The sequence below is a fragment of the Gilvimarinus polysaccharolyticus genome (genome assembly GCF_001187555.1).
GTDB classification, from domain to species: domain Bacteria; phylum Pseudomonadota; class Gammaproteobacteria; order Pseudomonadales; family Cellvibrionaceae; genus Gilvimarinus; species Gilvimarinus polysaccharolyticus.
Genome location: NZ_LFIJ01000001.1, coordinates 1,292,664 through 1,318,258, shown reverse-complemented (window position 1 = coordinate 1,318,258; position 25,595 = coordinate 1,292,664). Strand labels below are relative to the sequence as shown.

Sequence of the window (25,595 nt, the reverse complement as noted above, 5' to 3'; positions counted from 1 at the left end):
AGAAATGACGGTATTTTTAGTGGTGTTTGTTGCGATGCTAATGGTTATAGTTGGCATGTCGGTTGGCGTTATTTTTGGACGTAAACCCTTGACTGGCTCGTGTGGTGGCGTTGGTAAAGCGCTGGGCGAAAAAGACTACAGCTGCGAGTTGTGCGGTGGTGACGAGCAAAAATGCGAAAGTCTTAAAAACGGCACAAGCACTAATGTGGCGGCAGATCTGGCAATAGATGCAACGGCGAAACAATCGCGTGATTGACCTGTACTTCTAACGATTTGATGGTGAAATCGGCTGGGAGAGATGTAGGATAATTGGGGGCACACTGTGGCAACTTATACGTATGATGTTGTAATTATTGGATCGGGTCCGGCGGGCGAAAGTGCGGCGATGGCATCGGCCAAAGCAGGTAAAAAAGTAGCTGTTATTGAAAATCGGGGTCTAATGGGGGGCAATTGCGCCCACAAAGGCACCATTCCGTCTAAATCGTTGCGCCATACGGTTAAACAAATTATTCAGTTTAAAACCAGTAGCCTGTTCCGTGAAAATGGCGAGAGCTGGCGTATTACTTACCCGCGCGTGCTGGCGGCGGCAAATCAGGTGATTCCTAAACAGGTCGAATTACACACCGATTTTTATGTTCGCAATCGTGTCGCGATGTATTCCGGTTTTGCCTCGTTTGTTGATGCTAATACGATCGAGATAAAATTTAGCGAAGGTTCGACAGAAACAATTCACGCCAGTCACATTATTATTGCCACCGGCTCGCGCCCTTATCAGCCAGCCGATGTTGATTTTAACCATCCGCGTATTTATGACTCCGATTCAATCTTAGAAATGAAGCATACCCCGCGTCATATTCTAATTTATGGTGCTGGTGTTATCGGTTGTGAGTACGCTTCAATACTTTCAGGTTTAGGGATGAAGGTCGACTTGGTTAATAACCGTGATCGATTGTTATCATTTTTAGATGATGAAATCTCTGATGCGTTAAGTTATCACCTGCGCGATAATGGTGTGCGTGTCCGCCACAGTGAAACCTACGATAAAATTGAGGCCACCGATCGCGGTGTTATCTTATACTTAGAGTCGGGCAAACGCATTAAAGCCGACGCGCTTCTTTGGTGTAATGGGCGTAGCGGCAATACCGATCAGCTAAATCTTGAGGCCGTCGGTTTGGCGCCCGATCATCGTGGCAACCTTACCGTTAATGAGCACTATGAAACGGATGTGAAAAATATTTATGCCGTGGGGGATGTAGTGGGTTGGCCGAGTTTGGCCAGCGCTTCATACGATCAAGGCCGGGCATTGGCTGCCGTTATTTTAGGGGAACAGCCGAATGACGTAAGCGAAGTGCCTACAGGTATCTATACGTTGCCCGAGATTAGTTCGGTAGGTAAAACCGAGCGCGAACTGACCGAGGCACGTATTCCCTATGAGGTGGGTCGCTGTCTGTTTAAAAATACCGCTCGCGGACAAATTAGCGGCGAAGACGTGGGGATGCTTAAACTGCTGTTTAACGTCGATACTGGCGCGCTGTTAGGGGTTCATTGTTTTGGCGCCGAGGCGGCTGAGATTATTCATATTGGTCAGGCGATTATGAGCCAGCCGGGTGAAAACAATAATATCAGTTTCTTTTTAAACACCACCTTTAACTACCCAACGATGGCCGAGGCATATCGTTTGGCGGCATTGGATGGTACTAATCGTACAAACCGTATAAGCCGTATGAACAAAAAGTAAACACGCGAGCAATAATATTGTTAGTGTGTATTGCCACAAAAAACGCCACCTTTAAGGTGGCGTTTTTTGTGGTTAATTGCAGCGATTTAAGAGTTTCCCGAAAGTTCCTCTGGTGTGGTTGGTTTAACTTTAGGGGTGAACTTGATGACGGAATGGATCACTCGGTCACTCTCGAAGTACACAACAAAATCATTATAGACCCAAGTGTAAATTGGCGGGGTACCCACCGGCCCTGATTGTTTGATCGGTTCGCCATAAGTGTCTTTAACGTGGGTTTTGGTCACGCCAGTGGCTGGAGTGGTTAGGTATTCCCCCGTTTTTTCTTGCTGTCCAATCGGGATACGTAATGTCTCGGCTTGCAGTTGGCAGGTTAGAGCGAAAAGAATAACAGCGATAACAGGTTTCATGGTGATCCTTGCTTGCCGGTGGGCAGTTTTGGTTGCCGAGTGGAGCCCAGCGGTTATTGCGGTTTACGCCGCGCAGACTCCATTTGTGCCCGCATAATTTGTTGACTGATTTGCTGGCGCTCGGTTGCGTTTAAGTACCTAAATTCTGCCGCAATACGGCAACCATTGCCGCGATCCGGTTCACATCGAATCACTTGGGCGTAAATCGCAGTGGCCATTATGGGGGAGTCAAAACGCAACATTAGGGCAAACCATTGTTGCTCGGGTAGCGCGCTGGGGTAATCAAACACCAGGCCACCTTCACTTAGATCAATGGTTTGAGATTTGGCGCTGTCAGTGGTTTGCAAGCTTAGACAAAATTGGGCCAGAACATCGATTTTACGCGTGAGAATGTTTAAAAACTCGCCCAGTGCGCGATCGGTGTCTTTTATTTGTTGCTGTAGTTGATTGCCATCTACCTCTAATCGCTTAAGCTCTGCCATCGTTTGTAAGATACCGCTGCTGCTAAAGTGCGAGCTCGCCTCGGAATTGGCGGTCGGCTGGGTTTCCAGCGGGATAAGCTCGACTTTAGCATTTAGCTGTAAACGAAAATAATTGCGTCGTTCGTCCATAGGGCTCTCGTGGTCTTGATAACAGATATTTCTGAACGATAGCACACCCTCGGGGTTAGGGCATTTGTCTTGTGTAAAGCCGGTAGCCAGCTATCGCTGCTCTTGTAGTCCGTAGGGCGTTGGGGTTAAATGCGCACATGCTAAAAAACATCCCTTTGGCCATTGGTTTGCGGTATATCCGCGCTAAACGCCGCAATCAATTTATCTCCTTTGTCAGTGGCTTTTCGCTATTGGGCATGGCGCTGGGGGTTATGGCGCTGATTGTGGTCATGTCGGTAATGAACGGCTTTGATCGCGAGATGAAACAACGTTTATTGCGGGTGATCCCACACGGCTTTATCACCCAAGAGCCGGCCATGCAAAACTGGCAAGCAATGCGTACACAGCTGTTAACAAATACCGATATTATCGCCGCAGCGCCTTTTGTTGAGGGCTTTGCTCTGGCCGGATTCAGCTCTGAGATACAAGCGGTGCAAGTGTCGGGCATTGACCCAGAGCTGCAGGGCGATGTCTCTGCGGTGGCCGATAATATGCTGATTGGGGAGCTGTCTAGTTTACAAGAAGGGCAGTTTGGCATCGTTTTGGGTGCAGTGTTGGCGCGCCAGCTGCGAGTTATTACGGGCGACAAACTAACTCTTACACTACCGGATATCGCCATTACTGCCGCTGGTGTTTTTCCGCGTGTTAAGCGTTTTACGGTGGTCGGTATATTTGAGGTTAATGCACCGGTTGATCAAGAGTTGGCACTTATTCATATTGCCGATGCACAAAAATTGTACCGCACCCAAGCACCCATGGGGCTGCAGTTAAAGTTTACCGATATCTATCAAGCGGGCGCTATTACCAGTCGCTTGCGGCAAACTTTGGGCAGCGATTACCAGCTGCACGACTGGAGCCAAACTCAAGGCAGTTTGTTTCAAGCGGTTAAAATGGAAAAAATTGTTATTGGGGTGTTGCTCAGTATTATTATCGCCGTGGCGGCTTTTAATATTGTTTCAAGCTTGGTGTTGATGGTGGCCGACAAGCGCTCGGATATTGCGGTACTGCGTACTCTTGGCCTAAATGCCCGTCAAATCATGGGAATTTTTATGGTGCAAGGTTGTGGTGTCGGGGTGATTGGCACCGCCGTGGGGGCGCTAGCTGGAGTGCTATTGGCATACTATATCAGCCCCGTCGTCGCTTTTTTTGAGACCTTAACCGGCCAGCAAGTGTTTGATGCCGATGTGTATTTTATTAGTCATTTGCCCTCACAATTGCAGTGGGCCGATGTCGCGACTATTTGTTCTGTAGCATTGCTATTAAGTTTTTTAGCTACGCTTTACCCCGCTTGGCGAGCCGGACGAATTCAACCTGCAGAGGCCCTGCGTTATGAGTGATTTATCTTCTGCTGCTGTGTTGCAGTGCCACGGCGTTAATAAAGCCTATACCCAAGGGCCACAAGCGGTCAGCGTGTTGCGTAATATTGAGCTTGAGGTGTTAACCGGCGAGCGGGTTGCGGTGATTGGGGCTTCGGGCTCGGGCAAATCGACCTTGTTGAATATATTGGGTGGTTTAGATTTAGCCGACTCGGGCGAGGTGGTGGTAGCAGGGCAAGCGCTATCGGCGCTTGGAGCCGATGCGCGGGGTAAATTGCGTAACCGTTCGCTGGGCTTTGTTTATCAGTTCCATCACTTATTAGCCGAATTTACCGCCTTAGAGAATGTCGCTATGCCATTGTTAATTGGCGGCCTAGATAGTGCCACCGCTAATGCTCGCGCTAGCGATATGCTTGCGCAAGTGGGGCTAGCTGCGCGTATTACTCATAAACCATCCGAGCTGTCTGGTGGCGAGCGTCAACGCGTGGCCATTGCCAGAGCACTGGTTACCGAGCCTGCGTGCGTCTTGATGGACGAACCGACAGGAAACCTTGATTCGCATTCCGCCGCCGATATTCAGGCGTTAATGCTTGATTTAAACACCCGTATTGGCACCAGCTTTGTAGTGGTGACCCACGATTTAACGCTCGCGGCTAAAATGGATCGCACGCTGCAATTAATAGATGGCCAGTTAACTGAGCTTGTCGCGGCGGAGTCTGCGGGTGTTTAATCGCTTCACCCTAACGTTGGGGCGGCGTTACGCCACGGCGCGCCAGGGGAGCCATTTGGTTAGCTTTATTTCCCGTATGTCGGTCATCGGCTTGGTTATCTCGGTCGCGTTATTGATTTTGGTGATGGCTATTATGAATGGCTTTGACCGAGAGCTGCGCGAGCGAATTTTGCAGGTTATGCCGCAAGGCACACTTTACAGTCGTGACGGTATTCACGATCCGGCGGCGGTTATGGCGCAAGCACTGCAACATCCAGAAGTCGAAGCCGCCGCCCCCTTTGTTAGCTTGCAGGGTTTACTGGCCAAAGGTAAAAATGTAGCGCCAGTGGGGATGTTTGGTATTGTCCCCGCGCTGGAGGTGAAAGCATCTGGGGTCGATCAGTATTTAATTCACAACAGGTTAAACGAACTTACCGATAACGCCCATGCGGTGGTGTTAGGCAGTACTTTAGCTAACAGCTTACAGACAGAAGTGGGCGATCGTTTAACACTGGTGATTCCACGGGCGGGCGCGGGGCGTAGCAGCCCCAGTATTTGGACGCTAGAAGTTGTTGATATTTTAGCGACGGGTACCGAAGTCGATAATAATCTTGCGCTAATGAATATGGCGGCTGCCTCTAAGCTTACCGCTTACCCCGGTAGCGTTAGTGGCGTGCGTCTTAAACTGCGAGATTTATTTCGCGCGCCAACCACCATGTATGAAGTGACCGCTAATTTGGCGCCCAATATTTATGGCCGCGATTGGACTCGCAGTCATGGCAATTTGTATCAGGCGATACATATGTCAAAAAAACTGGTTGGGCTGTTGTTGATTTTGTTAATTGGTATTGCCGCGTTTAATTTAGTGACAACTTTAATTATGGTGGTGGTCGACAAAGAATCTGATATTGCCATTTTACGAACGCAAGGGGCGAGCAGTTCAGATATTGTCGGAATCTTTCTGGTGCAGGGCGGTTATATCGGTGTCACCGGAACTTTTATTGGTGTTGTTTTGGGGGTAGTTTTTTCCTACACGGTAACCTCGGCAGTTGCTGGGTTAGAGCACTTGATCGGCTTTCAGTTTTTGCATTCTGACGTTTACCCAGTAAGTTATCTGCCTGCCGAGCTGTTGTTAAGCGATGTGCTTTATATTGCCGGGGCGGCATTGGTCTTAAGTTTTATGGCAAGTGTTTATCCGGCGTGGCGCGCCTCTAGAGTTTTACCCGCCGAGGCATTGCGGCACGAATAACGCAAATGTATTTGCGCTGGGTGTGAGCCGGCGCGGCGGGTTATTGGCTCTGTAGGTTATGCTTATAAACCATATTGCGTTTATAAGTTATATTGCAGCTCATATTGATGAGCATTATTTTCTTGAGTGATAGATAGCTTACCCTCTATTCCTTCCAGCTCACCGCTGCCAGAACCCTCTATGATTATAATGTTTAGCTCGTGTTTTGAGCTAGACATAAAGCCATTATGGAACAGCGTAAAGCCGCCTTTTTTACCATTTAAGCTGCCTTCAAATTCTTCTATCGCCGAGTAAACAGAAGCCCCGCCAGTGGTTCTTTTACTGATCATTTGGCCTACACCGTTGCCTGTAAGGCTGCCGGAGTACTCTTTTAATAGGGTCATTCTGCCTGCGGGTGCAGACTCATCGTGGTGTGTCTCGAGCTTAACGGTAAAGGTTCCCGATACTGACATAGCGATATCCTTATTAATATTATCTTTAGCTATCGAGCATATGGGCATCAATAGTAGGGCGGTGGTAAGAATTTTTATGAATTGTTTCACTATAGACCTCTTTTGGCGTGCGCAATATTAAGTGGGCGAGGCCATAGCTTGCTTAGTCGGAGCGCTGCAGTCGCTCTTGGCACCTTTTCTTCCAGCTTCGGGTTACGTGCCAGCGCCAATACAGCTGCATGGTAATGTACGCAAGTCCGCCAAACACAAAGCCCGTCAGTACCGAGCCTAGCAGTAATGGCTTCCAAATTAAGCCAAACTCTTCTGCCAGCCATGCCCACGACAAGTGGGTCGGTGCGGTGACTTTGGGGGACTCTAAAATCCAGCGGCCAAGTTGGTAGGTAAAGAAAAAAATAGGAGAAATAGTCAGCGGGTTGGTGATCCAGACCAGCGTCATAGTGATGGGCAGGTTACAGCGCACCCATAACGCACACAGGGCGGCGAGCGCCATTTGCCCCGGCAGCGGCATAAAGGCGAGAAAAATCCCAAAGAAAAAAGCCAGCGACACAGAGTGTCGGTTTAAGTGGAACAGGTTAGGGTCGTGCAGCAGAGTCCCCAAGAACTGTAAAGCCGGCTTGTTCTTTACCGTTGTGGCGTCGGGTAAAAAACGTCTGATTAACTTACGCGCCATCTGGTTGGTTACACTACGACATCAAAGAAAGAGCGCACATTATGCCCATAAAAGCACGATTTAACCACGCCTAACGGGCATAAATTCAATTGCTAATAAAGTGGCCTGCTACACTGGCCAATAGCGGCAAGATTTATCCCGCCGTGCTTGATCATACCCCAACACCGTTCAGCGCAGCTTGGGGTGCGATCTGAATAGTGACAGCAATATTACGCAAGGACGAACTGCCACAGGAGTGTCATGTACCGCATTCTATTTACCCTAGTTGCCGGCTTAACTCTGCCCAGTTTTTTACCCTGGTTGCTGCCTCTTGGCGCAATAACCATTCTGGCCCTGCTGTTGTGTGCGGTATGGTTGTTGGTGCGTCGGCGCTATCAAAGCCCTGCCGCGGTATTACTTATAGCTCTGTTGTTTAACTTGGGGTTTGTTTGGGGTAGCTGGAGCTTGCAAATGCTGCTGGCAAATCAACTTGATCCCGCGCTTGAAGGGCAGGATGTGCTGCTGCAAGGGGTTATCGACTCGCCAGTTAAGCATGATCACGCTCGTGTGCAGATGCTGTTAACCCCAAGCCACGATGCCATAAAAGGCCGCGATACAGATTTACCACGGCGTATACAAGTGAGCTGGTATCGGGCGCCCGATTGGGCCGAAACCTTAACATTAGGCGATCACGTTGCGCTTAAAGTGCGGCTTAAACGCCCGCGCAGCTTTGTTAATCCGGTTGGTTTTGACTATAAGCTATGGCAGTTGCGACGTGGTGTTGGGGCGGTGGGATATGTGCGGGCCGATGCCAACAACCAGCGTCTCGCACACACGGCTCCAGCTGGGCTCAGAGTATCGTTAGGGCTGTGGTTAAAACGGCAGCAACCGACTAATGATGGCTTAATTGGCGCATTGTTATTGGGCCAGCGCGGCGATCTTACCGATAACCAACGCCAGTTACTGCAAAGCACCGGCACCAGTCATCTTATTGCCATATCGGGTTTACACATTGGGCTCGCCGCCACCTTTGGTTACCTTTTGGCACTGCTGATGGGTAAATTATTGGCCGCAGTCATACCTTGGCGGGCGCATATTGTGGCATTTGTCGGCGCGGCATTGGCGGCCTGGGGCTACAGTATGTTGGCAGGCTTTAGTCTGCCGACGCAGCGCGCGCTAGCTATGCTGGTGTTGCTGTACTGCACTCGGGTGCTGGGTAAGCATTATGGCGGTGGTGTTATTTTGGCAGCTGCAGCTTTGTTGGTGTGTACGCTCGACCCGTTAAGTCCGCGCGATGCCGGTTTTTGGTTGTCATTTACCGCAGTCGCATCGTTAATACTGATATATGACGGACTTATTACCGATGCCCATCGCTGGCAGTCGCTCTGGCTTCCGCAGTTGGTTGTTTTTGTGGCGCTACTGGTGCCTTTGGGTGTGTTCTTTGGCCAAGTGTCGTTAATTTCGCCACTGGCTAACTTTGTCGCCATTCCGTTGGTTAGCCTTTTAGTTGTGCCGTTATTATTTGCCGCTGCGATCAGCAGCTGGCTTAACGATAGTGTCGCCGGAGCCTTATTGTGGTTGGCCGACCGGGTATTGGACGGTTTCTGGTGGTGGTTGGAGTCTCTGGCGCGGACGCAAACCGATTACAACTGGCCGATCAGCGTCGCTTGGCAGCCACAACCTGTGGCCCTGTTGTTAATAGCTTTAAGCGCTGTGTTGTTGTTGCTTCCCCAATCACTTAAATTACGCACCACCGGATTACTGTTGGCAGTGCTAGGGCTTGCCGTGCCGCCGCCAAAGCCGCCCTTGCTGGCGATGACAGTGATGGATGTAGGGCAGGGCTTGGCTGTTGTTGTACAGGCTGGCAATCACAGTTTGGTGTACGACGCAGGCCCACGCTACAGCGATAACTTTGATGCCGGCGCTGATATCATTGCGCCTTTTTTACGTAAACAAGGGTTGCAAGAGCAGGGCACACGCCGGCTTGATACCTTGGTTGTTTCGCATGCGCATGCCGATCATGCCGGCGGCGCGGTTGGTTTATTAGAGGTACTGCCAAGCGCGACAATTTATTTGGGTGAACCTTTGGCGGCGTTAAGCCTCGAAGATACCGCGCGTGCAATGCCGTGCGGTGGTGCAACTGTTGCGCGTCATACAAAAAGTAGCCGTGACGATAACTTGGCCGGCGATAAAATCCCTCGGGGTTGGCGCTGGGGGGCGGTAGAGTTTCGTTTTTTAACGTTACCAAGCCAGCATTCTCTGCGTGGCAACAGTGCATCTTGTGTATTGCTGATTGACTATCAAGGTTATCGTTTGTTGCTTACAGGCGATATCGAGCGGCCACTTGAAGCCGAAATTGTGGCAGTATTGGCAGAGCTTGGCGTAACAAATGTTGACCTGTTAGTGGCGCCACATCACGGCAGTAAAACTTCCTCTAGTGCAGCGTTGGTCAACTCACTTATGCCCGCTACCGTGGTGTTTAGTGCGGGTTTTAATAATCGTCACGGTCACCCTCATGCCGAGGTGGTGACGCGTTATCAGCGCGTGGGCAGCCAAATTTATAACACGGCAGTCGATGGTGCGATAAGCTTTTATATAGATCCGGCGGGTGTGTCACACAGCCGTGCGCAACGCCAGCTAGTGCGACGGCCGTGGCGCGATTAGCCACGCGCTTGTTACAGGTCACATTAGCTTAACCCCACTAACCCAAACGCTTATATCTGTGGTAGTGTACAGCGTTTTTAACAGCCGCTAATTTAACAGTAGGCACCATAAAAATAGGCTCAGCCGAGGCCTGTAAAAGAGGAATCCACCCGTGTTTGAAGTTATCGCCGCCGGCGGCTGGTTAATGCTGCCGCTTGTACTTTGTTCGATTGCTGTGTTGGCTATTAGTGCAGAGCGCTATTGGAGCCTTAACCCCGCAAAGATTGCTCCGCGTCATTTGCTGGCACAAGTTTGGGGTTGGATTAAAAACAACCAATTAGACGCCGCGCGACTCAAAGAGCTCAAACAATCATCACCTTTGGGTGAGATTTTATCGGCAGGGCTGAGTAATTCACGCAGCGGTCGTGAAATTATGAAAGACAGTATTCAAGAGGCTGCCAATAAAGTTATTCATGAAATGGAACGCTTTATCGGTGTGTTGGGCACGATTGCCGCTATCACACCTTTGCTGGGTTTATTGGGGACAGTATTTGGCATGATCGAAGTGTTTAACGCCATCATGATCAAAGGTACGGGTAATGCCGGCGTGTTAGCGGGCGGTATCTCGCAGGCACTGATCACTACCGCCGCGGGTTTATGCGTGGCAATACCGGCGATGATCTTTCATCGCTTCTTTCAGCGCCGTATCGATACGCTCGTTGTGACGATGGAAGAAGAGGCTATTAAATTGGTTGATGCACTGCACAGCGACCGTCGGGTCGAAGTGAAAGTGAAAAAGTAACCGGAGGCCACCTGTGCAATTTCGACGTCAACCCCGAGACGAAGACAGTATTAATTTAACCCCATTGATTGATGTGGTTTTTTTGCTGTTGATCTTTTTTATGGTGTCTACCACCTTTACTAAAGAAACTCATTTAGAAATCGACTTACCCGAGGCGGTAGGTGAGCCGAGCAATGAAGCCGAAGACCCGCTGGAGATAATCATTAATGCCGCCGGCGATTACGCGGTCAACGGCCAAAGTTTAATAAACAATAAAGCTGCTACTTTGCGCTCGGCGTTAACTGAGCTGGGCGGCAGTGACACCTCCCGCAGCCTAATTATTACGGCGGACGCCAAAGCACCACATCAAGCTGTGGTGCGCGCGATGGATAGCGCCGGCCAGATTGGGTTTGTGAACATGAGTATTACCACGCGCCACCCGGAGTCTGAGTGATATTATGAGCCAAGGCTCAAACAGTGAAGCAAAATGGCTGACTGCTTGGTACGGCAAAAAGCGCTGGGTGTATACGCTGTTGCCGCTCGAGGGATTGTTCCGCCTGCTGTCGTATGTGCGGCGCATCATTACGGTGCGCTGGCTGCAAAAAAATATTGGCTTGCCGGTAATTGTAGTGGGCAACATAAGTGTTGGCGGTACCGGTAAAACACCGCTTATTATCGCGCTGGTTAATCGCTTGCAAAAACGCGGCTTAAAAGTGGGTGTTATAAGCCGCGGTTATGGCTCGGCTGCGCCGCAGTATCCTTACGTGGTGTCCGAGTCATCCAGTGCGACAGAGGCGGGCGATGAGCCTCTAAGCATTTGGCGCGCAACGGGTTGCGCCGTGTGTATAGATGCCGATCGCGTGGCCGCCGCGCGAATTTTAAAAAACGCTGGCTGCGACGTGTTGCTAAGTGACGATGGCTTACAACACTACCGTTTGGGGCGCACCCTAGAAATAGCTGTGATTGATGCCGCGCGTGGTTTTGGTAATGGCCATTGCCTGCCGGTTGGGCCGTTGCGTGAACCGCGCTCGCGCTTAAAGGGTGTCGATTTTGTGGTTGTCAATCAAACCTCTTTAGAATCCGATATTGTTTACAAACGCGATTATTACAATATGCGTCTGCAGCCCCAGCACTGGTTTAAAGTAAAAGATTTAACACATTTACCGCTGGATCATTTGCTTGCCGGCACTCATGTGCACGCGGTCGCCGGCATTGGTAACCCCAACCGATTTTTTTCTACCCTTGGTAAATTAGGCTTAACGCCCGAATGCCATATTTATCGCGACCACCATACTTTTACGCGTGAAAACTTTCAGTTCCGCCAAGTCTTGCCGGTGGTAATGACAAGCAAAGATGCGGTTAAGTGCCAAACGTTTGCCGAGCCAGAATGGCTTGCGTTAGAGGTTGAGGCGGTATTAGAAAAACGTTTTTGGCCCGCTTTTGAACACGCGTTAGAAGCGCTATTCCCGTATGAATAATCCGTTACTATTACGTTAAAAACCCTGCGAGTGAGTTCATGAGTTTTACCGTTGTTATTCCTGCCCGTTACGCGTCTACCCGGTTGCCGGGTAAACCATTGGCCGATATTGCCGGTCGACCAATGATCGAGCACGTGTACCGTCGCGCCAGTCAAAGTAACGCAACTCGGGTGATTGTCGCCACCGACGATGAGCGTATTGCCAATACGGTTAAACACTTTGGTGGCAATGTTTGTTTAACACGCGCCGACCACGTATCGGGCACCGATCGCTTGCAAGAGGTTGCCGCGCTCGAGCACATGGCCGATGACGACATTATCGTTAATGTGCAGGGCGATGAGCCGTTGATTCCTCCCGAGGTAATCAATCAAGTGGCTGCCAACTTAGCGCATTGCCATAACGCCAGTGTCGCGACCTTGTGCGAACCTCTGGCTAGTTATCGAGAGTTCCGCGACCCCAATGCCGTAAAGGTCGTGTATGATCACAATCAGCTGGCGTTGTATTTTTCGCGCGCGCCCATTCCGTGGCCGCGCGATAACGCCGATGTGTTAAGTGAATTGGCAGTGCCTGATGATTTTCCGGCACGTCGCCACATTGGTATTTATGCGTACCGAGTCTCGCTGCTTAATCGTTTTGTGACTTGGGCGCCGGCTTTAATTGAGCAAACCGAATCGCTAGAGCAGTTACGAGTGATGGCCTATGGTGAACAGATTCATTTAGCCGAAGCTTGTTGTAAGGTTCCCGGTGGAGTTGATACCGATGCCGATTTGGCCCGGGTTAGGATGTTATTGCAGGAGCAAAGTTAATGTCTGTCAAAGTGTTGTTTGTGTGCCTCGGAAATATTTGTCGCTCGCCTACGGCCGAAGGAATTTTTAAGGCGCGTTTAAAAGAGCAGGGCTTACAGCATGCTGTGTTAACCGATTCGGCGGGCACTGCTGGTTGGCACGTCGATAAAGCCCCCGATGCTCGCGCCATTGCGGCAGCGGCTGAGCGTGGTATCGATATCAGCGGTTTGCGTGCACGCCAAGTCACCGGCAACGATTTTTCTGAGTTTGATTATATTTTAGCGATGGATGAAGCTAATCTGGTCGATCTAAAAAGTTTTCAGCCCGATGATTTTTCGGGGCGCTGTTGCTTGTACTTAGACTTTGCTGTTAATGCGCCAGAGTGTGAAGTGCCAGATCCTTACTACGGCGGTGCCGAAGGTTTTGCTCATGTGCTCGATTTAGTCGAGCAAGCTGCCACCGGCCTGCTGGCCGATATTCAAAAGAACCATTTGGCCGAGGTTGACAGTGGCGCTGTTTCTACCCGAATTTGATCTTCAGCGATTTAATACTTTAGCGATTCCCGCGCGGGCAAATTTTTATGTGGCGGTAACCAATCATGCCGAAGTGCTAGAGGCGCTTGCCTTTGCCGCAGAGCATAAGTTACCTCTGCTACCGTTGGGTGGTGGCAGTAATATTGTGTTAGCCGACCATTACCCAGGTTTGGTTATGCATATAAAACTGCATGGCATCGAGCAGGTTGCGGAAGACGACAGTTCGGTATGGGTACGTGCCGCCGCCGGTGAAAACTGGCATGAGTTTGTGCAACATTGCTTGGCAATGGGCTGTTACGGACTTGAAAACCTCTCGTTAATACCCGGCACTGTGGGTGCCGCGCCCATTCAAAATATTGGTGCGTATGGGGTCGAGCTAAAAGACCGGGTGGCTGAATTATCGGCGATTGATATTCGCTCGGGGCTTGCCGTTACCTTTACCGCCGACAGCTGTGGTTTTGCTTATCGTGATAGCGTGTTTAAGCACAGCGCCCGCGATCAGTACATTATTACCAGCGTCACCTTTAAGCTAGATCGTGTTGCCAAGGTCATGCTTGAGTACCCAAGTTTATTGCAGCAGTTGCAGCTGTCTGATTCCGCTCTAAATACGGCTATTACGCCCGATCAAGTAGCCGCTGCGGTTATTGCCGTGCGGCAAGAAAAATTACCCGATCCGGCCATCACCCCCAATGCCGGCAGCTTTTTTAAAAATCCCATTATCAGCGCAGAACAATTTGACTTGCTGCGGCAACGCTTTGCCGATGTGGTTGCATATCCGCAGCCCGACGGCAGCGTGAAGTTGGCTGCCGGTTGGCTGATTGATAGGGCGGGCTGGCGTGGTTATTGTGAGGGTGATGTGGCAGTGCATGCCGAGCAAGCGCTGGTTGTTACCAACCCTGGTCGCGGTGCAGGGACAAATGTATTGGCACTTGCCGATAAAATCACGCAATCTGTACGCGAGCAATACGGTGTAGTGTTGCAACTAGAGCCGCGGGTTTACCCAAGCGCACGCTAGTTTAAATGTCTTACTGCTACTTTATGCCGCAACTTTATGTCACTACAAGCCGATCTGTTTGCCAGTAACCACCCCCAAGTTATTACTAACGAAGACGGCTGCGCGGTTTTGCATCGCTCTTGGTTGAAGCCCGAGCGCAGCGCTGAATTGTTTACAGAGCTAAGCGCTACATTGGCGTGGCAGCAAACCCACCTGCAAATGTACGGTAAAAGCATCGCCATACCACGTCTTAATGCTTGGTATGGTGATGCGGGCAGTTTTTACAGTTATAGTGGCGCCCACTTTGCCCCGCACCCTTGGGTTAATGCGCTGCAAGTGCTGCGCGAGCAGTTACAACCGGTGGCACAGGCGCGTTTTAACAGCGTACTGGCTAACCTGTACCGCGATGAGCGAGACAGCGTTGCCTGGCACAGTGACGACGAGCACGAGCTGGGGCCAACCCCAACCATTGCATCGTTAAGTTTAGGCGCAGAGCGCGATTTTGTTTTGCGCCACAAACAAAGCCTGCGGCAATTGCGGGTAACCTTGCACGCGGGTGATTTATTGATAATGTCTGGTCGCTTGCAGCGCTGTTGGCAGCACCAGCTACCCAAGGCCAACGTACCACTGGGGCCACGTATTAACCTGACCTATCGGCGTGTTTTAGGCTAGGGCAGTTGCAGTGCTATCGTAAAAAAAAATAATTCTGCTAGTATGGGGCGAGCTGAAAGATTCCTTTAAAATAATAAAAGGATCATTTCACCCGCAATACAACAAAAAAACGGCCTTGTGTCGGCACTTGGTGGCCACACCAAGGGGGTAAAGTGACCAATATTTTAGTGGTAGATGATCACGATCTGGTGCGCATGGGCATCGTCCGTATGCTGGATGATGTGGTGGGCTACCACGTTGTGGGCGACGCTAAAAGCGGCGAAGATGCCATCGTTATTGCCCGTGATCTTAGCCCTGATGTTGTACTAATGGATGTAAAAATGCCTGGTATGGGCGGGCTTGAAGCCACCCGAAAAATGCTCGCGGTAAACCCAACGGTTAAAATTATCGCTGTTACTGCCTGTGACGACACCTTGTATCCCGCACGACTATTACAAGCCGGTGCCGTGGGTTATGTCACCAAAGGCACAGGTTTTAGTGATATCACCACCGCGATAGATACAGTGGTGCGTGGCCGGCAATATATGAGCAGCGCCATTGCCCAGCAGTTGGCGCTGCGCAATGCATCGGGCACACAAAACACCTCACCATTTGAATGCTTAAGCCAGCGCGAGCTAGAAACCGCAATGCTGATAGCCAGCGGCCGTCGCCCACACGATATCGCGCTGACCTTTTCGGTAAGCCCTAAAACCGTTAATACCTATCGCTATCGAATATTCGAAAAACTCAATATTCAATCGGACGTAGAGTTGGCCCTGCTGGCGGTAAAGTACGATTTGTTAGACCCGGCGGCATTAGTCAATTAATAAGTGGCCCCATACTGCTGATTTGCTCCGATATTACAAAAGCTATGCACTAGCGCGTTATAATGCCAGCCATGTCCGATACCCACAGTAACAATACCCCACCGCCCGAGTTTGACGCTAAGCGTTTTTTAGCTAGCCAAACTCGCGCCCCTGGCGTTTACCAGATGTTTAACAGCGCTGGCGATATTTTATACGTCGGCAAAGCCAAAAACCTTAAAGCACGGCTTGCCAGTTATTTTCGCGCGAGTGGTTTATCGCTTAAAACAGCGGCATTAGTATCGCGGATTGCTCAGGTCGAGGTCACGGTCACCAGCAGTGAAATCGAAGCGCTCATTCTTGAGCAAAATTTAATTAAGGCCAACCGGCCGCCGTACAACATTTTATTGCGCGATGATAAATCTTACCCCTATGTATTTATGTCATCGGGTGAGCCTTATCCGCGCATCAGTGTTCATCGCGGTGCAAAAAAGAAGCGCGGTGATTACTACGGCCCGTACCCCAATGTAAGCGCGGTAAAAGACAGCCTGAGCTTTTTACAAAAAACCTTTAAGGTTCGCCAGTGCGAAGACAGCGTGTTTCGCAATCGTTCGCGGCCGTGTTTACAGTATCAAATTGATCGCTGCACCGGCCCCTGTGTCGATCTAATTAGCCCAGACGATTACGCCCGCGATGTGCACCACACTCGCATGTTTTTGCTGGGCAAAAGTGATCAGTTAATGAGCGAGCTGGCCGATGAAATGGAGCGCGCCGCCGCCGCACAAGAGTACGAGCGCGCCGCCACCGTGCGCGATCAAATCAGCGCCTTGCGTACCGTGCAATCGCAGCAGTCGGTAGAGGAGGGCAATGCCGATATGGATATTATTGCCGCTGCCGTCCAAAGCGCCACGGCGTGCGTGCATGTACTGTTTATTCGTCAAGGACGTATTTTGGGCAGCCGCAGTTACTACCCAAAACTAGGCTTGGCCGAAAACGTCGCCGATGTCCTCAGCGAATTTTTACCGCAGTTTTACTTAGGTGGCAGCCGCGACATTCCGGCCGCCATCGTGACCGATTGTGAAATACCAGAGAGCGAGCTGTTGGTGAGCGCGCTGGCTGAATCTCGCGGTGCGCGAGTGCAAATAACTCATAAAGTGCGTACTCATCGCGCCCGCTGGATCGATATGGCGCGTCAGGCGGCCGAGCAAAACATTATTGCCCGCATCAACAGCCGCAAGTCGGTTACCGACCGTTTGTTAGCGCTGCAAGAGGTGCTGGGGTTAGATGAGACACCCGCGCGCATGGAGTGCTTTGATATCAGCCACACCAGCGGTGAGCTAACCGTGGCCTCGTGCGTGGTGTTTGATAAAGAAGGGCCGGCCAAGTCGGACTACCGGCGTTTTAATATCGATGGCATTACCGGTGGCGATGACTACGCGGCCATGGCGCAGGCGTTAACCCGCCGCTATACCCGGCTGCAAAAAGGCGAGGGCAAGTTGCCCGACATTTTGTTTATCGATGGCGGTAAAGGCCAGCTGGGCGTGGCCGAGAAGGTCATGGCCGAGCTTGGGGTTAACAACGTACTGCTGATAGGCGTAGCCAAAGGCACAACCCGCAAAGCCGGCTTTGAGACGCTCTACCACAGCGGCACCGGCAAAGAGATCGTGCTGGGCAGCGATTCACCCGCGCTGCATGTGATCCAGCACATTCGCGATGAAGCGCACCGTTTTGCCATTACCGGCCATAAAAATCGACGCGATAAAAAGCGTAAAACATCATCCCTAGAGGGCGTGCCTGGGGTTGGTCCCACTCGGCGGCGCGAGCTGCTGCGTCACTTTGGCGGCTTGCCGGATATTCAGCGTGCCAGCGTAGATGACCTGGCGCGGGTTAATGGCGTAAGCCGCAAACTTGCCGAAGACATCTACGGTTACTTTCACCCCGATTAATACCAGCTGCCGGCAGTATCGTGCCTGACTTGCCACATAAATGCGCGCTGATCGCTTACAGCCGTTGCGTGGGTAGTGTATTATCATGCCCTTATGTGGGAGCTCAATCGAGTTGCCCTAATCGCCGTACCAAAATGCAGTAAAAGAAGCCATCTATGACATTAGCCAATCAGCTCACCCTTATTCGTATTGGGCTTATTCCCTTATTTGTTCTAGTGTTTTTTCTGCCTTTTAAAGGGGCCCATATTACCGCCGCTATTATTTTTAGTATCGCCGCCATTACCGACTGGGCCGATGGCTATGTGGCGCGTAAGTACAATCAAAGCACCAAGCTAGGGGCATTTTTAGACCCAGTAGCCGATAAACTGATGGTGGTTATCGCGCTAGTCTTACTGGTTACCTTGCACTCTGCACCCTGGTTTGCCGTGTGTGCCTGCGTAATTGTTGGTCGCGAGATCGTTATATCGGCCTTGCGCGAATGGATGGCCGAGCTGGGCCAGCGCGCCAGCGTCGCGGTATCTTATATCGGCAAAATTAAAACCACGCTGCAAATGGTGGCAATCATTGTTTTACTCGCAAATATTCCAGTGCTACTGTGGCTGGGTTACATCGCCATGGTGGCTGCAGCGGCGCTAACCTTGTGGTCGATGATACTGTACCTTAAGGCGGCTTGGCCCTTCTTAATGGCCGGCACCAGCACCCACGACGAGTAAAAACCGCACTAACTGTTTATAGATCAATCATTTACAAAATAAAAACATCCTAAAAGGGTGAAATAGAGTAGGTTTTTTTGGTTTTTTACGCTAGAATGCCGGCCTCAAAACGGCGCGATAGCAAAGCGGTTATGCTCTGGATTGCAAATCCAGCTAGCCCGGTTCGACTCCGGGTCGCGCCTCCATTTATTTTTACTAAGCCTTAGGGTAAAGTAAAAATAAAGCGCCAGTAAGGCCACAGTGTTTGGCTGGCAAAAGCTACAAGTAGGGAGCCAATCTCTACTATAAAAAATGCCCCCCTAAATGCCCGGGTGGTGGAATTGGTAGACACAGCAGACTTAAAATCTGCCGACTTAACGGTCGTACCGGTTCAATTCCGGTCCCGGGCACCATTTTTTATCTATATATTTCAACGGCTTAGCGTGCCATCGCTATTTTTTAAACGGCCGTATTTTTGCTTCATCCCCGAAAGTCTCCACAAACTGTCTACGCTCGTGCTGCAATTTGTTTTATTCCTACCACCAGCGGGTTCAGCGATTTAGTATCGAGCCTCGGTAAGATGTTCGGGCGCTAAATGCGCATACCTCTAACAATATTATGCTCAAGCGCCGGCGATATCGGAACACTGCGGTTTCGGCCATTCTTCGTGTGTAAAAAGAGGTGCGATGATGGTCAAATCAGCAACCACCCAACACACCAACGATGAAGTCGTACTAACCCCCCAGCAGCTAGCCGCCTACCACAGCGCCGGCCTAACCCTGCAAGATCAAGACGGCAACTTTATCGGCTCATTCACCGCCGCCCCGTTTATTACCTTGCTAGTCAACTATATTGTCATTACAATATAGTTGTGATCATAAAATACGATACCGCCAAAAACGACCACAACATACGCCAGCGCGGCTTAGCCTTTGACCGCGTGGCCGAGTTTGATTTTAGCGGTGCCAGCATCGTAGAAGACACCCGCCACACCTACACAGAGCGGCGTTTTCAGGCGTTAGGTCTAGTGGCCGGTCGTGTTCACATGCTCGTATTTTCGCCCGTGCCGGGTGGTATTCGGGTCATCAGTTTTCGCAAAGCCAATCAGCGGGAGATAACACGCTATGAGCAAGCAACCCAACCCTGAAATGACAGACCACGACAACCCCGAATGGACCGATGCCGATTTTGCTCGTGCCCGTCCAGCCCGCGACGTGCTGCCAGAAATATTCCCCAAAAAACTGGCCGCGCAAATGCTAAAGCCTAAAACCCGCGGCCCACAAAAAGCGCCCACCAAAGCCCCGGTAAGCCTGCGTTTATCTGAGGTGGTATTGGCCCATTACCGCGATAGCGGTAAAGGCTGGCAAACGCGACTGGATAACGACCTTAAAAAACTGCACCACCTGTAGTTGTGGCCGTTTATTTATCCAATGAGGTAGTAGGCCTGTGCATTGAAAAAGGCTTAAACCTTATCGCCGTGTGGCGTACCCTTCAAGGCTTAAGCCAGACTGAGCTGGCTAACCTTATGGGCGTAACCCAGCCCGCCGTAGCGTAGCTAGAAAAAGCCGGTGCCAAGCCACAAAAGCGCACCCTAGTAAAAGCCGCCAAAGTGCTGGGTGTCCAGGTGGCGCAATTGACGAATTAACATGGCTTAGTCTTCAGTGAGGTGGCCTCGCTTAACTTTTAGCAAGTTTGCCCCGTCTAGGTCGTGTTTTAAAGTTACCTGTAAGCTCTTGAGCCTTGGGGCATATTGGCTTATTGTCGCTTATTAATACTTTGTTGCTTTTGGTGTGGTTAACGCTATAGCTCGTCGTTAGGTCTGTGTGTACCTTAGTTTTGAGGTCGTCAAAGTTAAGTAGGAAAGTTAATAGTCGATAAGGAACATCATGATTCCAGATTTTCAACGCTGTATGAGGCCGCTTTTGGCGGCCATTGAAGATGGCCAAATACATAAATTCAATGAAGCATTTGAGCAGGTCTGCTTACATTTCAAACTGACCTGTGAAGAGCGAGCCGAAAAACTCCCGTCTGGTAAGCAAACCGTTATTCGCAATCGCACCGCTTGGGCTCGCACCTATATGAATAAGGCCGGGTTGATGATGGCTCCTGGGCGGAGTCAACTGCAAATCACTCAACGTGGTTTGGCTGCGTTAAAGCAAGAGCCAGAGCGTATCAATGTAAAATTCCTCAAGCAGTTTCCAGAATTCGTTGAGTTTTATACGGCTAAACCCAAAAGTGAATCCACGGCAGATCACTCCGTAGTGGCTAAAGCCGATGTCGAAAGCGAAACAGACCCTACGGAGCGTCTAGAGCAAGCCCATAGCGAAATTCAGCAAGAGCTTATAGAAGAGGTGCTTGCTACCGTTAAGGAGCAGTCTCCCCAGTTTTTGGAAACCTTAGTCGTGGAGCTGATGCAAGCCATGGGCTACGGCGGTTGGAGTAAAGACTCCGGTCAGGCGACCCAATATACGGCAGACGGTGGCATTGACGGCATAATTAACGAAGATCCGTTAGGGCTAGATACCATCTATCTACAAGCTAAAAGGTATACCAGTGGCTCTATTGGTAGGCCAGATATACAAGGTTTTGTTGGCGCACTAGAAATGAAGCGCGCCAAGAAAGGTGTTTTTATAACCACATCGGCCTTCAGTCGTGACGCATTGGAATACGTTAAGCTCATCGAAAAAAAGATAGTTTTAATAGATGGCCAACAACTGGCCGAGTTAATGATTAAGCATAACCTGGGTGTTACGGTAAAAGAGACCTACCAAATCAAAACGATAGATTCTGACTTTTTTAGTGATGATGGTTAAGTGGGTTCGAGTGCAAAAATTTGTAATCAGTGGGGCTGATTCGCTGAGATCGATGGTGTAACTCAGAAACAACGACTCTGACCCTATTGATTCGGCTTCGCCCTCATTCCGTAGCCGCACATGCTGGTAGGCGTTAAGTAAAGAGTAAAATAAAAAATGAGAGATGGTGATGATGTTGTAAAATCTGTTGGCTATTTAACGTTATATGGAGCTTATCTGGAAGAACAAATAGAACTACTACTTTATTCTATTGAATCATTATCTCCATATAAAGGCGGCTTTCAAATAAGTTCCAAAATAGATCACGCACGAAAGTTTTTTGAGCGACAAACTAAAAATGATTTCAGGTCTATCATTTCTGATTTAAAGCTTTGTAAAGAAATATTCGAAGATAGAAACGTTATTGTTCACGGTAGGGTATATGCAAAGTCGGGCTGTCTGGATATATTAAAATCTAGCAGGCCAAAAGTTGAAGAAAGAGAAATATCATCTGCAGAAATAAATATACTTGTTAACGAAATGGAACGCTTTAAGAATTCAATTCAAAGCTATACTTGCTTCAGGCTACCTGAAGTCTGGAATATGTTGGATTAGAAAGCAGGCTTAATAAGCAATCAAGAGGTCAATAGGGTCAGAGTCGCTGATATAGATGATGTAACTCAGAATCAACGACTCTGACCCTATCGATTGCTATTGATTATTAATACTTTTTATCATTGATGGAGTAATCATGACAGACCAGGAAATTGAAAATTTACCAGAAGAGAATGAAGACTCTTATTCCAATGATGATATTTACAATATTACGTCTTGGGGTGCTGACCTGTCATTTCGTGAATTAATCACAATGTATGAAGAGGATGAGCTGATCAAGCCGGAACTTCAAAGGCACTATGTGTGGGATAAGGTTGAGGCCAGTCGATTTATAGAATCGTTGCTTCTTGGCCTTCCTGTGCCAAGTATATTTCTAGCGAATACCTCAGATGATTATAAGTTAATTGTGGATGGATATCAGAGAATCATGACTGTTTATGATTTTGTTAAGGGTATCTGGACAAAAGATGGCCGTGTCTTTCGATTATCAAATAGTGACAAAATAAATGAGAGATGGAAAGGGAAATCATTCGGCGAACTTTCTTCAGCAGAACAAAGAAAAATAAGAAGCACTACAATTCACGCTATTGTATTCGAGCAAACAAAACCAAAAGAGAATGATACTAGCCTTTATCAAATATTTGAAAGAATTAATACTGGTGGCCGTGCTCTAGCGGCGCAAGAAATTAGAAATTGTGTCTACCAAGGAAATCTAAACTCAATGCTGATAGATGCAAATAGAAATGAAGATTGGAGATACTTCATGGGGGGGGATGTTGACTCTCGCATGAAAGATATGGAATTTATCTTAAGATATTTAGCATTAAACACCGATAAGGTAAAGAATGCCCAAAAAGGAAATATTTCTCTGAAAAAATTGCTGAATGAATACATGGGAGATGAACAGAACAATACAGATGAAAAGGTGAGAAGTCTGAAGGAAACCTTTGCTCGGACTATTTCATTTGTTCGAAATAATATTGGTGATGATGCGTTTCACAATATTGTTTCAGGTGACCGAAGTAAGATTAGGAAGCGTTTCTATCCTACTATTTTTGATTCAATAATGGTAGGCACTACTATTGCGCTAGAGCATTTAGGTGATGATATCCCCATAGCTAATCTTGAAGAAAAGAGATTGGACCTTTTGCAAATAGAAGAGTATAGAAAATTTACAAGTGAAGGTACAATGCAAGCAGATAGCATCCACGGTAGAATTTCACATGTTCTTGAGGTGATGTATGGAATTCAATATAAGTAACGGCTCAGTATCTGAAAGGATTGAGTCCTGCTTAGATGAATTCTTTAAGATCAAAAGTATTATTGAGGGTATGGGTGCAATGAGCCACCCGGTACCGTATTTGACTAGATACTCAATCGTTAGGGCATGCGGCGCTATTGAATTTGGCTTTAAAACTATTATTTCTGATGCGAATTCAGAGGGTCAATCAAATCAGGTTAAAAGTTTTATAGATAAAAAATTTCGAAATAGCTCTTTGAATCCAAGTTACTCAAATATCTGCAGCAGTTTAGCCAGCTTCGATGACTCTTGGTCTAATAATTTTAAAAGTGAAATGGCTGGTAAAGAGCATAAAAGTAGAATAAAGGATTCCCTTGATTCACTAAATCAAGCAAGAAATGCATTTGCACATGGGGGGGCACCTTCAATAACTTTTTCTAACGTAGAGAACTACTTTGAAGACTGTGTGGCTGTCCTAGAATGTATCGAAAGGGCGATCAACCCATAGCTAAAAAACGGCTGCATCGGACAAATTTCAAAATCAATGGGGTCAGAGTCGCTGAAATAGATGATGTAACTCAGAATCAACGACTCTGACCCTATCGATTGCCCAGTTGAGTCGTACAGAGAGAAAATAATTGAACAGTAAACAAAAACTTAACAAGCATGTCCTGTCGGCGCTTTGGCTTTCGTTCCGTTTTGGGGTGGTTTCGCCACTTTACCCCAAAGCTCCACTACAACCAAAATGCAACAGACATGGGCGTTATGCCTTTTGGCCCACAATGAAATTAATTATTACTTCTTTATTATGCGCGCTATCTTTTACATGTTTTGGTATTGAATCCGAAGGCTTTCGAACTCAAATACTCGAACCTACTGGCGGAAAAATAGAGGTACCAAAAGAATGGCATTACAATGAACGCCATAGTAGCCAATCGTATACTTGGATACTCTCAAAAGAAGACCTTGAAAAAGGGCCATATATAACTGGAGTGAGAGTCCAATCAATAATGGGGGTTGAAGAAAAGACTGGAAAAACCCCGGAAACTTTTCTTCGAGAATTCGTCGAAAGTAAAAAAGAAGAAGTTCAAGTTATAAGCCAGTGTAAAGCCCAAGATCAGGGTATATTTACTCGAATATGTTTAGAAACAATCGAACCCGCAGCTCAGCACGGAGAAGGTAAGAAATTCCGAATACAATATTCCCTTTTTTGGGGTAATGGTATAGACCTTGCGGTTGTCATGATCGCCGGTACATTAGAGGAACTTTGGCCTGAAAATAAAGAAATATTTAATTCAATGCAGGGTTTTGAACTCATAGATATGAAGCGTTTTGAATAGGCATAACAAGGCGCCAAAGTTTGCTTCACCTTCGGCTCAGCGGGACGGCAATAAAACGCGCCGCCCCTTAGCACGGCGATAGCAAATTATTTTTAAAAAAACTTTCCGTATTAACATCCAGTACCATCTCAAGCTTCTCAATCAACCCAAACCTAGGCCCATGTATCCCACGCTGGATATGGCTGATCGTCTCCACGGTTACGCCGGTGGCTTCTGCCAACGCCTCTTGGCTTAACCCCAGCTTCCACCTCCGGCAGGCTATTTAAACCACTACTACCTTAAAACCCTTTACTCATCGCCAAATGCAAAATGCCCATAATCCACACAAACGCTAATGCGCCGGCTGCCCAGCGTTTGCATTTGCTGGTGGCTTTCATGGCGATAACGCCGGTGACGATGTAGGCGATAACCAGTAGCAATTTAACGCTGAGCCAGTTGATGGGCCAGAGTGAGTAGCCGACGGTAAACATTAAGGCGAAGCCGCTGATTAGCAGGCAGGTGTCGATAATGTGGGGGGCTATTTTAAAAAACTTAGCCTGCACAAAGCGGGCGCCGGCTTCGCGCGCAATAAAACGCAGGGCAAATAAGCCGATGGAGAGTGCGACGAGCATCAGGTGAGAGTGTTTAAGGGCCATGTAGCTCATAAGTTTAACAACCTAAGTAGTTGGGATTGATGTTTTGTTTTGGGTGTTAAATCTGCCAGAGTGTAGTTATCGAACACCGCAATAAATGCAGCCAACGCTTCGGCAAAGATACCTTTTAGCTGGCATGCGGGGGTAAGAGTACAGGTATCTGTGTCGCTGTTAAAGCATTCTACTAGCGCTAGGTCTTGCTCTGTATCGCGGATCAGTGCGCCTAGGTTTATTTGGTTGGGCGGGCGGCCCAGTTGTAAGCCGCCATTTTTGCCGCGCGCCGCGTCGATGTAGCCCAAATGGTTGAGTTGCTGCACGACTTTCATTAGGTGGTTTTTGGATATGCCATAGCTCGTGGCGATCTCGGCGATGGTGACGCGCTTTTCACACACGGCAAGGCACATTAAAACCCGCAGGGCGTAATCGGTATAACGGGTAACTTTCATGCTTTACCTTTTGCTGTTATTGCCTGCTCACGTGATGGTCTATCGTTTAATGCT

The 25,595-nt window shown here is 48.8% G+C and carries 31 protein-coding genes and 2 tRNA genes; 26 read left to right on the top strand and 7 right to left on the bottom strand.

Annotated features, from left to right (window positions below):
• Window positions 1-4 precede the first annotated feature (4 nt).
• Window positions 5-256, top strand: coding sequence for a (Na+)-NQR maturation NqrM (nqrM, locus tag GILYN3_RS05630; RefSeq protein WP_049721935.1), 252 nt, complete (start codon window positions 5-7; stop codon window positions 254-256).
• A gap of 66 nt (window positions 257-322) precedes the next feature.
• Window positions 323-1,738, top strand: coding sequence for a Si-specific NAD(P)(+) transhydrogenase (gene sthA, locus GILYN3_RS05625; RefSeq protein ID WP_049721934.1), 1,416 nt, complete (start codon window positions 323-325; stop codon window positions 1,736-1,738).
• 86 nt (window positions 1,739-1,824) lie between these two features.
• Here the strand turns inward: sthA and GILYN3_RS05620 are convergent, their stop codons facing one another.
• Entirely contained in the window at window positions 1,825-2,145 is a 321-nt protein-coding gene (locus GILYN3_RS05620; protein ID WP_049721933.1) for a hypothetical protein, read from the bottom strand.
• A 53-nt stretch (window positions 2,146-2,198) separates the two neighbouring features.
• On the bottom strand, window positions 2,199-2,756 hold the full coding sequence (locus GILYN3_RS05615) for a PilZ domain-containing protein (protein ID WP_049721932.1): 558 nt from the start codon (window positions 2,754-2,756) through the stop codon (window positions 2,199-2,201).
• A 137-nt stretch (window positions 2,757-2,893) separates the two neighbouring features.
• Between GILYN3_RS05615 and GILYN3_RS05610 the strand changes: the two genes are divergently transcribed.
• Genes GILYN3_RS05610 through GILYN3_RS05600 form a run of 3 tightly spaced genes read left to right on the top strand, consistent with a single transcriptional unit; the run spans window position 2,894 to window position 6,069 of the window.
• Window positions 2,894-4,132, top strand: coding sequence for a lipoprotein-releasing ABC transporter permease subunit (locus GILYN3_RS05610; protein WP_049721931.1), 1,239 nt, complete (start codon window positions 2,894-2,896; stop codon window positions 4,130-4,132).
• On the top strand, window positions 4,125-4,841 hold the full coding sequence (gene lolD, locus GILYN3_RS05605) for a lipoprotein-releasing ABC transporter ATP-binding protein LolD (protein ID WP_049721930.1): 717 nt from the start codon (window positions 4,125-4,127) through the stop codon (window positions 4,839-4,841). Before GILYN3_RS05610 ends, lolD begins: the two co-directional genes overlap by 8 nt.
• Window positions 4,834-6,069: a lipoprotein-releasing ABC transporter permease subunit gene (locus GILYN3_RS05600; protein ID WP_049721929.1), complete on the top strand. Its 1,236-nt coding sequence runs from the start codon at window positions 4,834-4,836 to the stop codon at window positions 6,067-6,069. The genes lolD and GILYN3_RS05600 overlap by 8 nt, the downstream gene beginning before the upstream one ends.
• 80 nt (window positions 6,070-6,149) lie before the next feature.
• Here the strand turns inward: GILYN3_RS05600 and GILYN3_RS05595 are convergent, their stop codons facing one another.
• Complete coding sequence (locus GILYN3_RS05595; protein ID WP_049721928.1) at window positions 6,150-6,521, bottom strand: DUF3224 domain-containing protein; 372 nt, start codon at window positions 6,519-6,521, stop codon at window positions 6,150-6,152.
• A gap of 142 nt (window positions 6,522-6,663) precedes the next feature.
• Complete coding sequence (locus tag GILYN3_RS05590) at window positions 6,664-7,191, bottom strand: DUF2062 domain-containing protein (RefSeq protein WP_049721927.1); 528 nt, start codon at window positions 7,189-7,191, stop codon at window positions 6,664-6,666.
• A gap of 240 nt (window positions 7,192-7,431) precedes the next feature.
• On the opposite strand from GILYN3_RS05590, the gene GILYN3_RS05585 reads away from it, so the two are divergent.
• The 21 genes from GILYN3_RS05585 to GILYN3_RS16610 all read left to right on the top strand — a co-directional run bounded on the left by GILYN3_RS05585 (window position 7,432) and on the right by GILYN3_RS16610 (window position 24,463).
• The gene (locus GILYN3_RS05585) at window positions 7,432-9,834 is read left to right on the top strand and encodes a DNA internalization-related competence protein ComEC/Rec2 (RefSeq protein ID WP_049721926.1); all 2,403 of its coding nucleotides are present in this window, start codon (window positions 7,432-7,434) and stop codon (window positions 9,832-9,834) included.
• Between the two features lie 151 nt (window positions 9,835-9,985).
• Window positions 9,986-10,615, top strand: coding sequence for a MotA/TolQ/ExbB proton channel family protein (locus GILYN3_RS05580; RefSeq protein WP_049721925.1), 630 nt, complete (start codon window positions 9,986-9,988; stop codon window positions 10,613-10,615).
• A 13-nt stretch (window positions 10,616-10,628) separates the two neighbouring features.
• Window positions 10,629-11,048, top strand: coding sequence for an ExbD/TolR family protein (locus GILYN3_RS05575; protein WP_049721924.1), 420 nt, complete (start codon window positions 10,629-10,631; stop codon window positions 11,046-11,048).
• A 4-nt stretch (window positions 11,049-11,052) separates the two neighbouring features.
• Window positions 11,053-12,072, top strand: a complete 1,020-nt coding sequence (gene lpxK, locus GILYN3_RS05570; RefSeq protein ID WP_049721923.1) for a tetraacyldisaccharide 4'-kinase — start codon at window positions 11,053-11,055, stop codon at window positions 12,070-12,072.
• Window positions 12,073-12,110: 38 nt separating this feature from the next.
• A complete protein-coding gene (gene kdsB / locus GILYN3_RS05565; RefSeq protein ID WP_049721922.1) occupies window positions 12,111-12,878 on the top strand; it encodes a 3-deoxy-manno-octulosonate cytidylyltransferase in 768 nt (255 codons plus the stop codon).
• Window positions 12,878-13,390 carry a low molecular weight protein-tyrosine-phosphatase gene (locus GILYN3_RS05560; protein ID WP_049721921.1) on the top strand — a complete coding sequence of 171 codons (513 nt, stop codon included), beginning with the start codon at window positions 12,878-12,880 and terminating at the stop codon, window positions 13,388-13,390. Before kdsB ends, GILYN3_RS05560 begins: the two co-directional genes overlap by 1 nt.
• Entirely contained in the window at window positions 13,365-14,405 is a 1,041-nt protein-coding gene (gene murB, locus GILYN3_RS05555; RefSeq protein ID WP_049721920.1) for a UDP-N-acetylmuramate dehydrogenase, read from the top strand. The genes GILYN3_RS05560 and murB overlap by 26 nt, the downstream gene beginning before the upstream one ends.
• 36 nt (window positions 14,406-14,441) lie before the next feature.
• The gene (locus tag GILYN3_RS05550) at window positions 14,442-15,056 is read left to right on the top strand and encodes an alpha-ketoglutarate-dependent dioxygenase AlkB family protein (RefSeq protein ID WP_084005133.1); all 615 of its coding nucleotides are present in this window, start codon (window positions 14,442-14,444) and stop codon (window positions 15,054-15,056) included.
• A gap of 152 nt (window positions 15,057-15,208) precedes the next feature.
• Window positions 15,209-15,862, top strand: a complete 654-nt coding sequence (locus tag GILYN3_RS05545) for a response regulator (protein WP_049721919.1) — start codon at window positions 15,209-15,211, stop codon at window positions 15,860-15,862.
• Between the two features lie 62 nt (window positions 15,863-15,924).
• The gene (gene uvrC / locus GILYN3_RS05540; RefSeq protein WP_049721918.1) at window positions 15,925-17,784 is read left to right on the top strand and encodes an excinuclease ABC subunit UvrC; all 1,860 of its coding nucleotides are present in this window, start codon (window positions 15,925-15,927) and stop codon (window positions 17,782-17,784) included.
• A gap of 155 nt (window positions 17,785-17,939) precedes the next feature.
• Window positions 17,940-18,497 carry a CDP-diacylglycerol--glycerol-3-phosphate 3-phosphatidyltransferase gene (gene pgsA, locus GILYN3_RS05535; protein WP_049721917.1) on the top strand — a complete coding sequence of 186 codons (558 nt, stop codon included), beginning with the start codon at window positions 17,940-17,942 and terminating at the stop codon, window positions 18,495-18,497.
• 111 nt (window positions 18,498-18,608) lie between these two features.
• Window positions 18,609-18,682 (top strand) — tRNA-Cys (locus GILYN3_RS05530).
• Window positions 18,683-18,802: 120 nt separating this feature from the next.
• A tRNA-Leu gene (locus GILYN3_RS05525) sits at window positions 18,803-18,889 on the top strand.
• Window positions 18,890-19,162: 273 nt separating this feature from the next.
• Window positions 19,163-19,345 carry a hypothetical protein gene (locus tag GILYN3_RS05520; protein WP_049721916.1) on the top strand — a complete coding sequence of 61 codons (183 nt, stop codon included), beginning with the start codon at window positions 19,163-19,165 and terminating at the stop codon, window positions 19,343-19,345.
• Between the two features lie 2 nt (window positions 19,346-19,347).
• A complete protein-coding gene (locus GILYN3_RS05515; protein ID WP_049721915.1) occupies window positions 19,348-19,623 on the top strand; it encodes a BrnT family toxin in 276 nt (91 codons plus the stop codon).
• Entirely contained in the window at window positions 19,601-19,885 is a 285-nt protein-coding gene (locus tag GILYN3_RS05510) for a BrnA antitoxin family protein (RefSeq protein WP_049721914.1), read from the top strand. The genes GILYN3_RS05515 and GILYN3_RS05510 overlap by 23 nt, the downstream gene beginning before the upstream one ends.
• A 477-nt stretch (window positions 19,886-20,362) precedes the next feature.
• The gene (locus tag GILYN3_RS05505) at window positions 20,363-21,289 is read left to right on the top strand and encodes a restriction endonuclease (protein WP_049721913.1); all 927 of its coding nucleotides are present in this window, start codon (window positions 20,363-20,365) and stop codon (window positions 21,287-21,289) included.
• 156 nt (window positions 21,290-21,445) lie between these two features.
• Window positions 21,446-21,883 (top strand): hypothetical protein, encoded by a 438-nt coding sequence (locus tag GILYN3_RS05500; protein ID WP_049721912.1) that lies wholly within the window; start codon window positions 21,446-21,448, stop codon window positions 21,881-21,883.
• 136 nt (window positions 21,884-22,019) lie between these two features.
• A complete protein-coding gene (locus GILYN3_RS05495) occupies window positions 22,020-23,144 on the top strand; it encodes a DUF262 domain-containing protein (RefSeq protein WP_049721911.1) in 1,125 nt (374 codons plus the stop codon).
• Entirely contained in the window at window positions 23,125-23,631 is a 507-nt protein-coding gene (locus tag GILYN3_RS05490; RefSeq protein ID WP_049721910.1) for a HEPN domain-containing protein, read from the top strand. The genes GILYN3_RS05495 and GILYN3_RS05490 overlap by 20 nt, the downstream gene beginning before the upstream one ends.
• 130 nt (window positions 23,632-23,761) lie before the next feature.
• Window positions 23,762-24,463, top strand: a complete 702-nt coding sequence (locus tag GILYN3_RS16610; protein ID WP_157484858.1) for a hypothetical protein — start codon at window positions 23,762-23,764, stop codon at window positions 24,461-24,463.
• 67 nt (window positions 24,464-24,530) lie between these two features.
• Here GILYN3_RS16610 and GILYN3_RS16450 read toward each other — a convergent pair whose 3' ends face one another.
• From GILYN3_RS16450 to GILYN3_RS05475, 3 genes are read right to left on the bottom strand one after another with little or no spacing between them, the layout of a single operon-like run.
• A complete protein-coding gene (locus GILYN3_RS16450) occupies window positions 24,531-24,725 on the bottom strand; it encodes a helix-turn-helix domain-containing protein (RefSeq protein ID WP_084005131.1) in 195 nt (64 codons plus the stop codon).
• 16 nt (window positions 24,726-24,741) lie between these two features.
• Window positions 24,742-25,107: a SirB2 family protein gene (locus GILYN3_RS05480; RefSeq protein WP_049721908.1), complete on the bottom strand. Its 366-nt coding sequence runs from the start codon at window positions 25,105-25,107 to the stop codon at window positions 24,742-24,744.
• Window positions 25,104-25,541, bottom strand: a complete 438-nt coding sequence (locus GILYN3_RS05475) for an RrF2 family transcriptional regulator (protein ID WP_049721907.1) — start codon at window positions 25,539-25,541, stop codon at window positions 25,104-25,106. Before GILYN3_RS05475 ends, GILYN3_RS05480 begins: the two co-directional genes overlap by 4 nt.
• Between the last annotated feature and the right edge of the window lie 54 nt (window positions 25,542-25,595).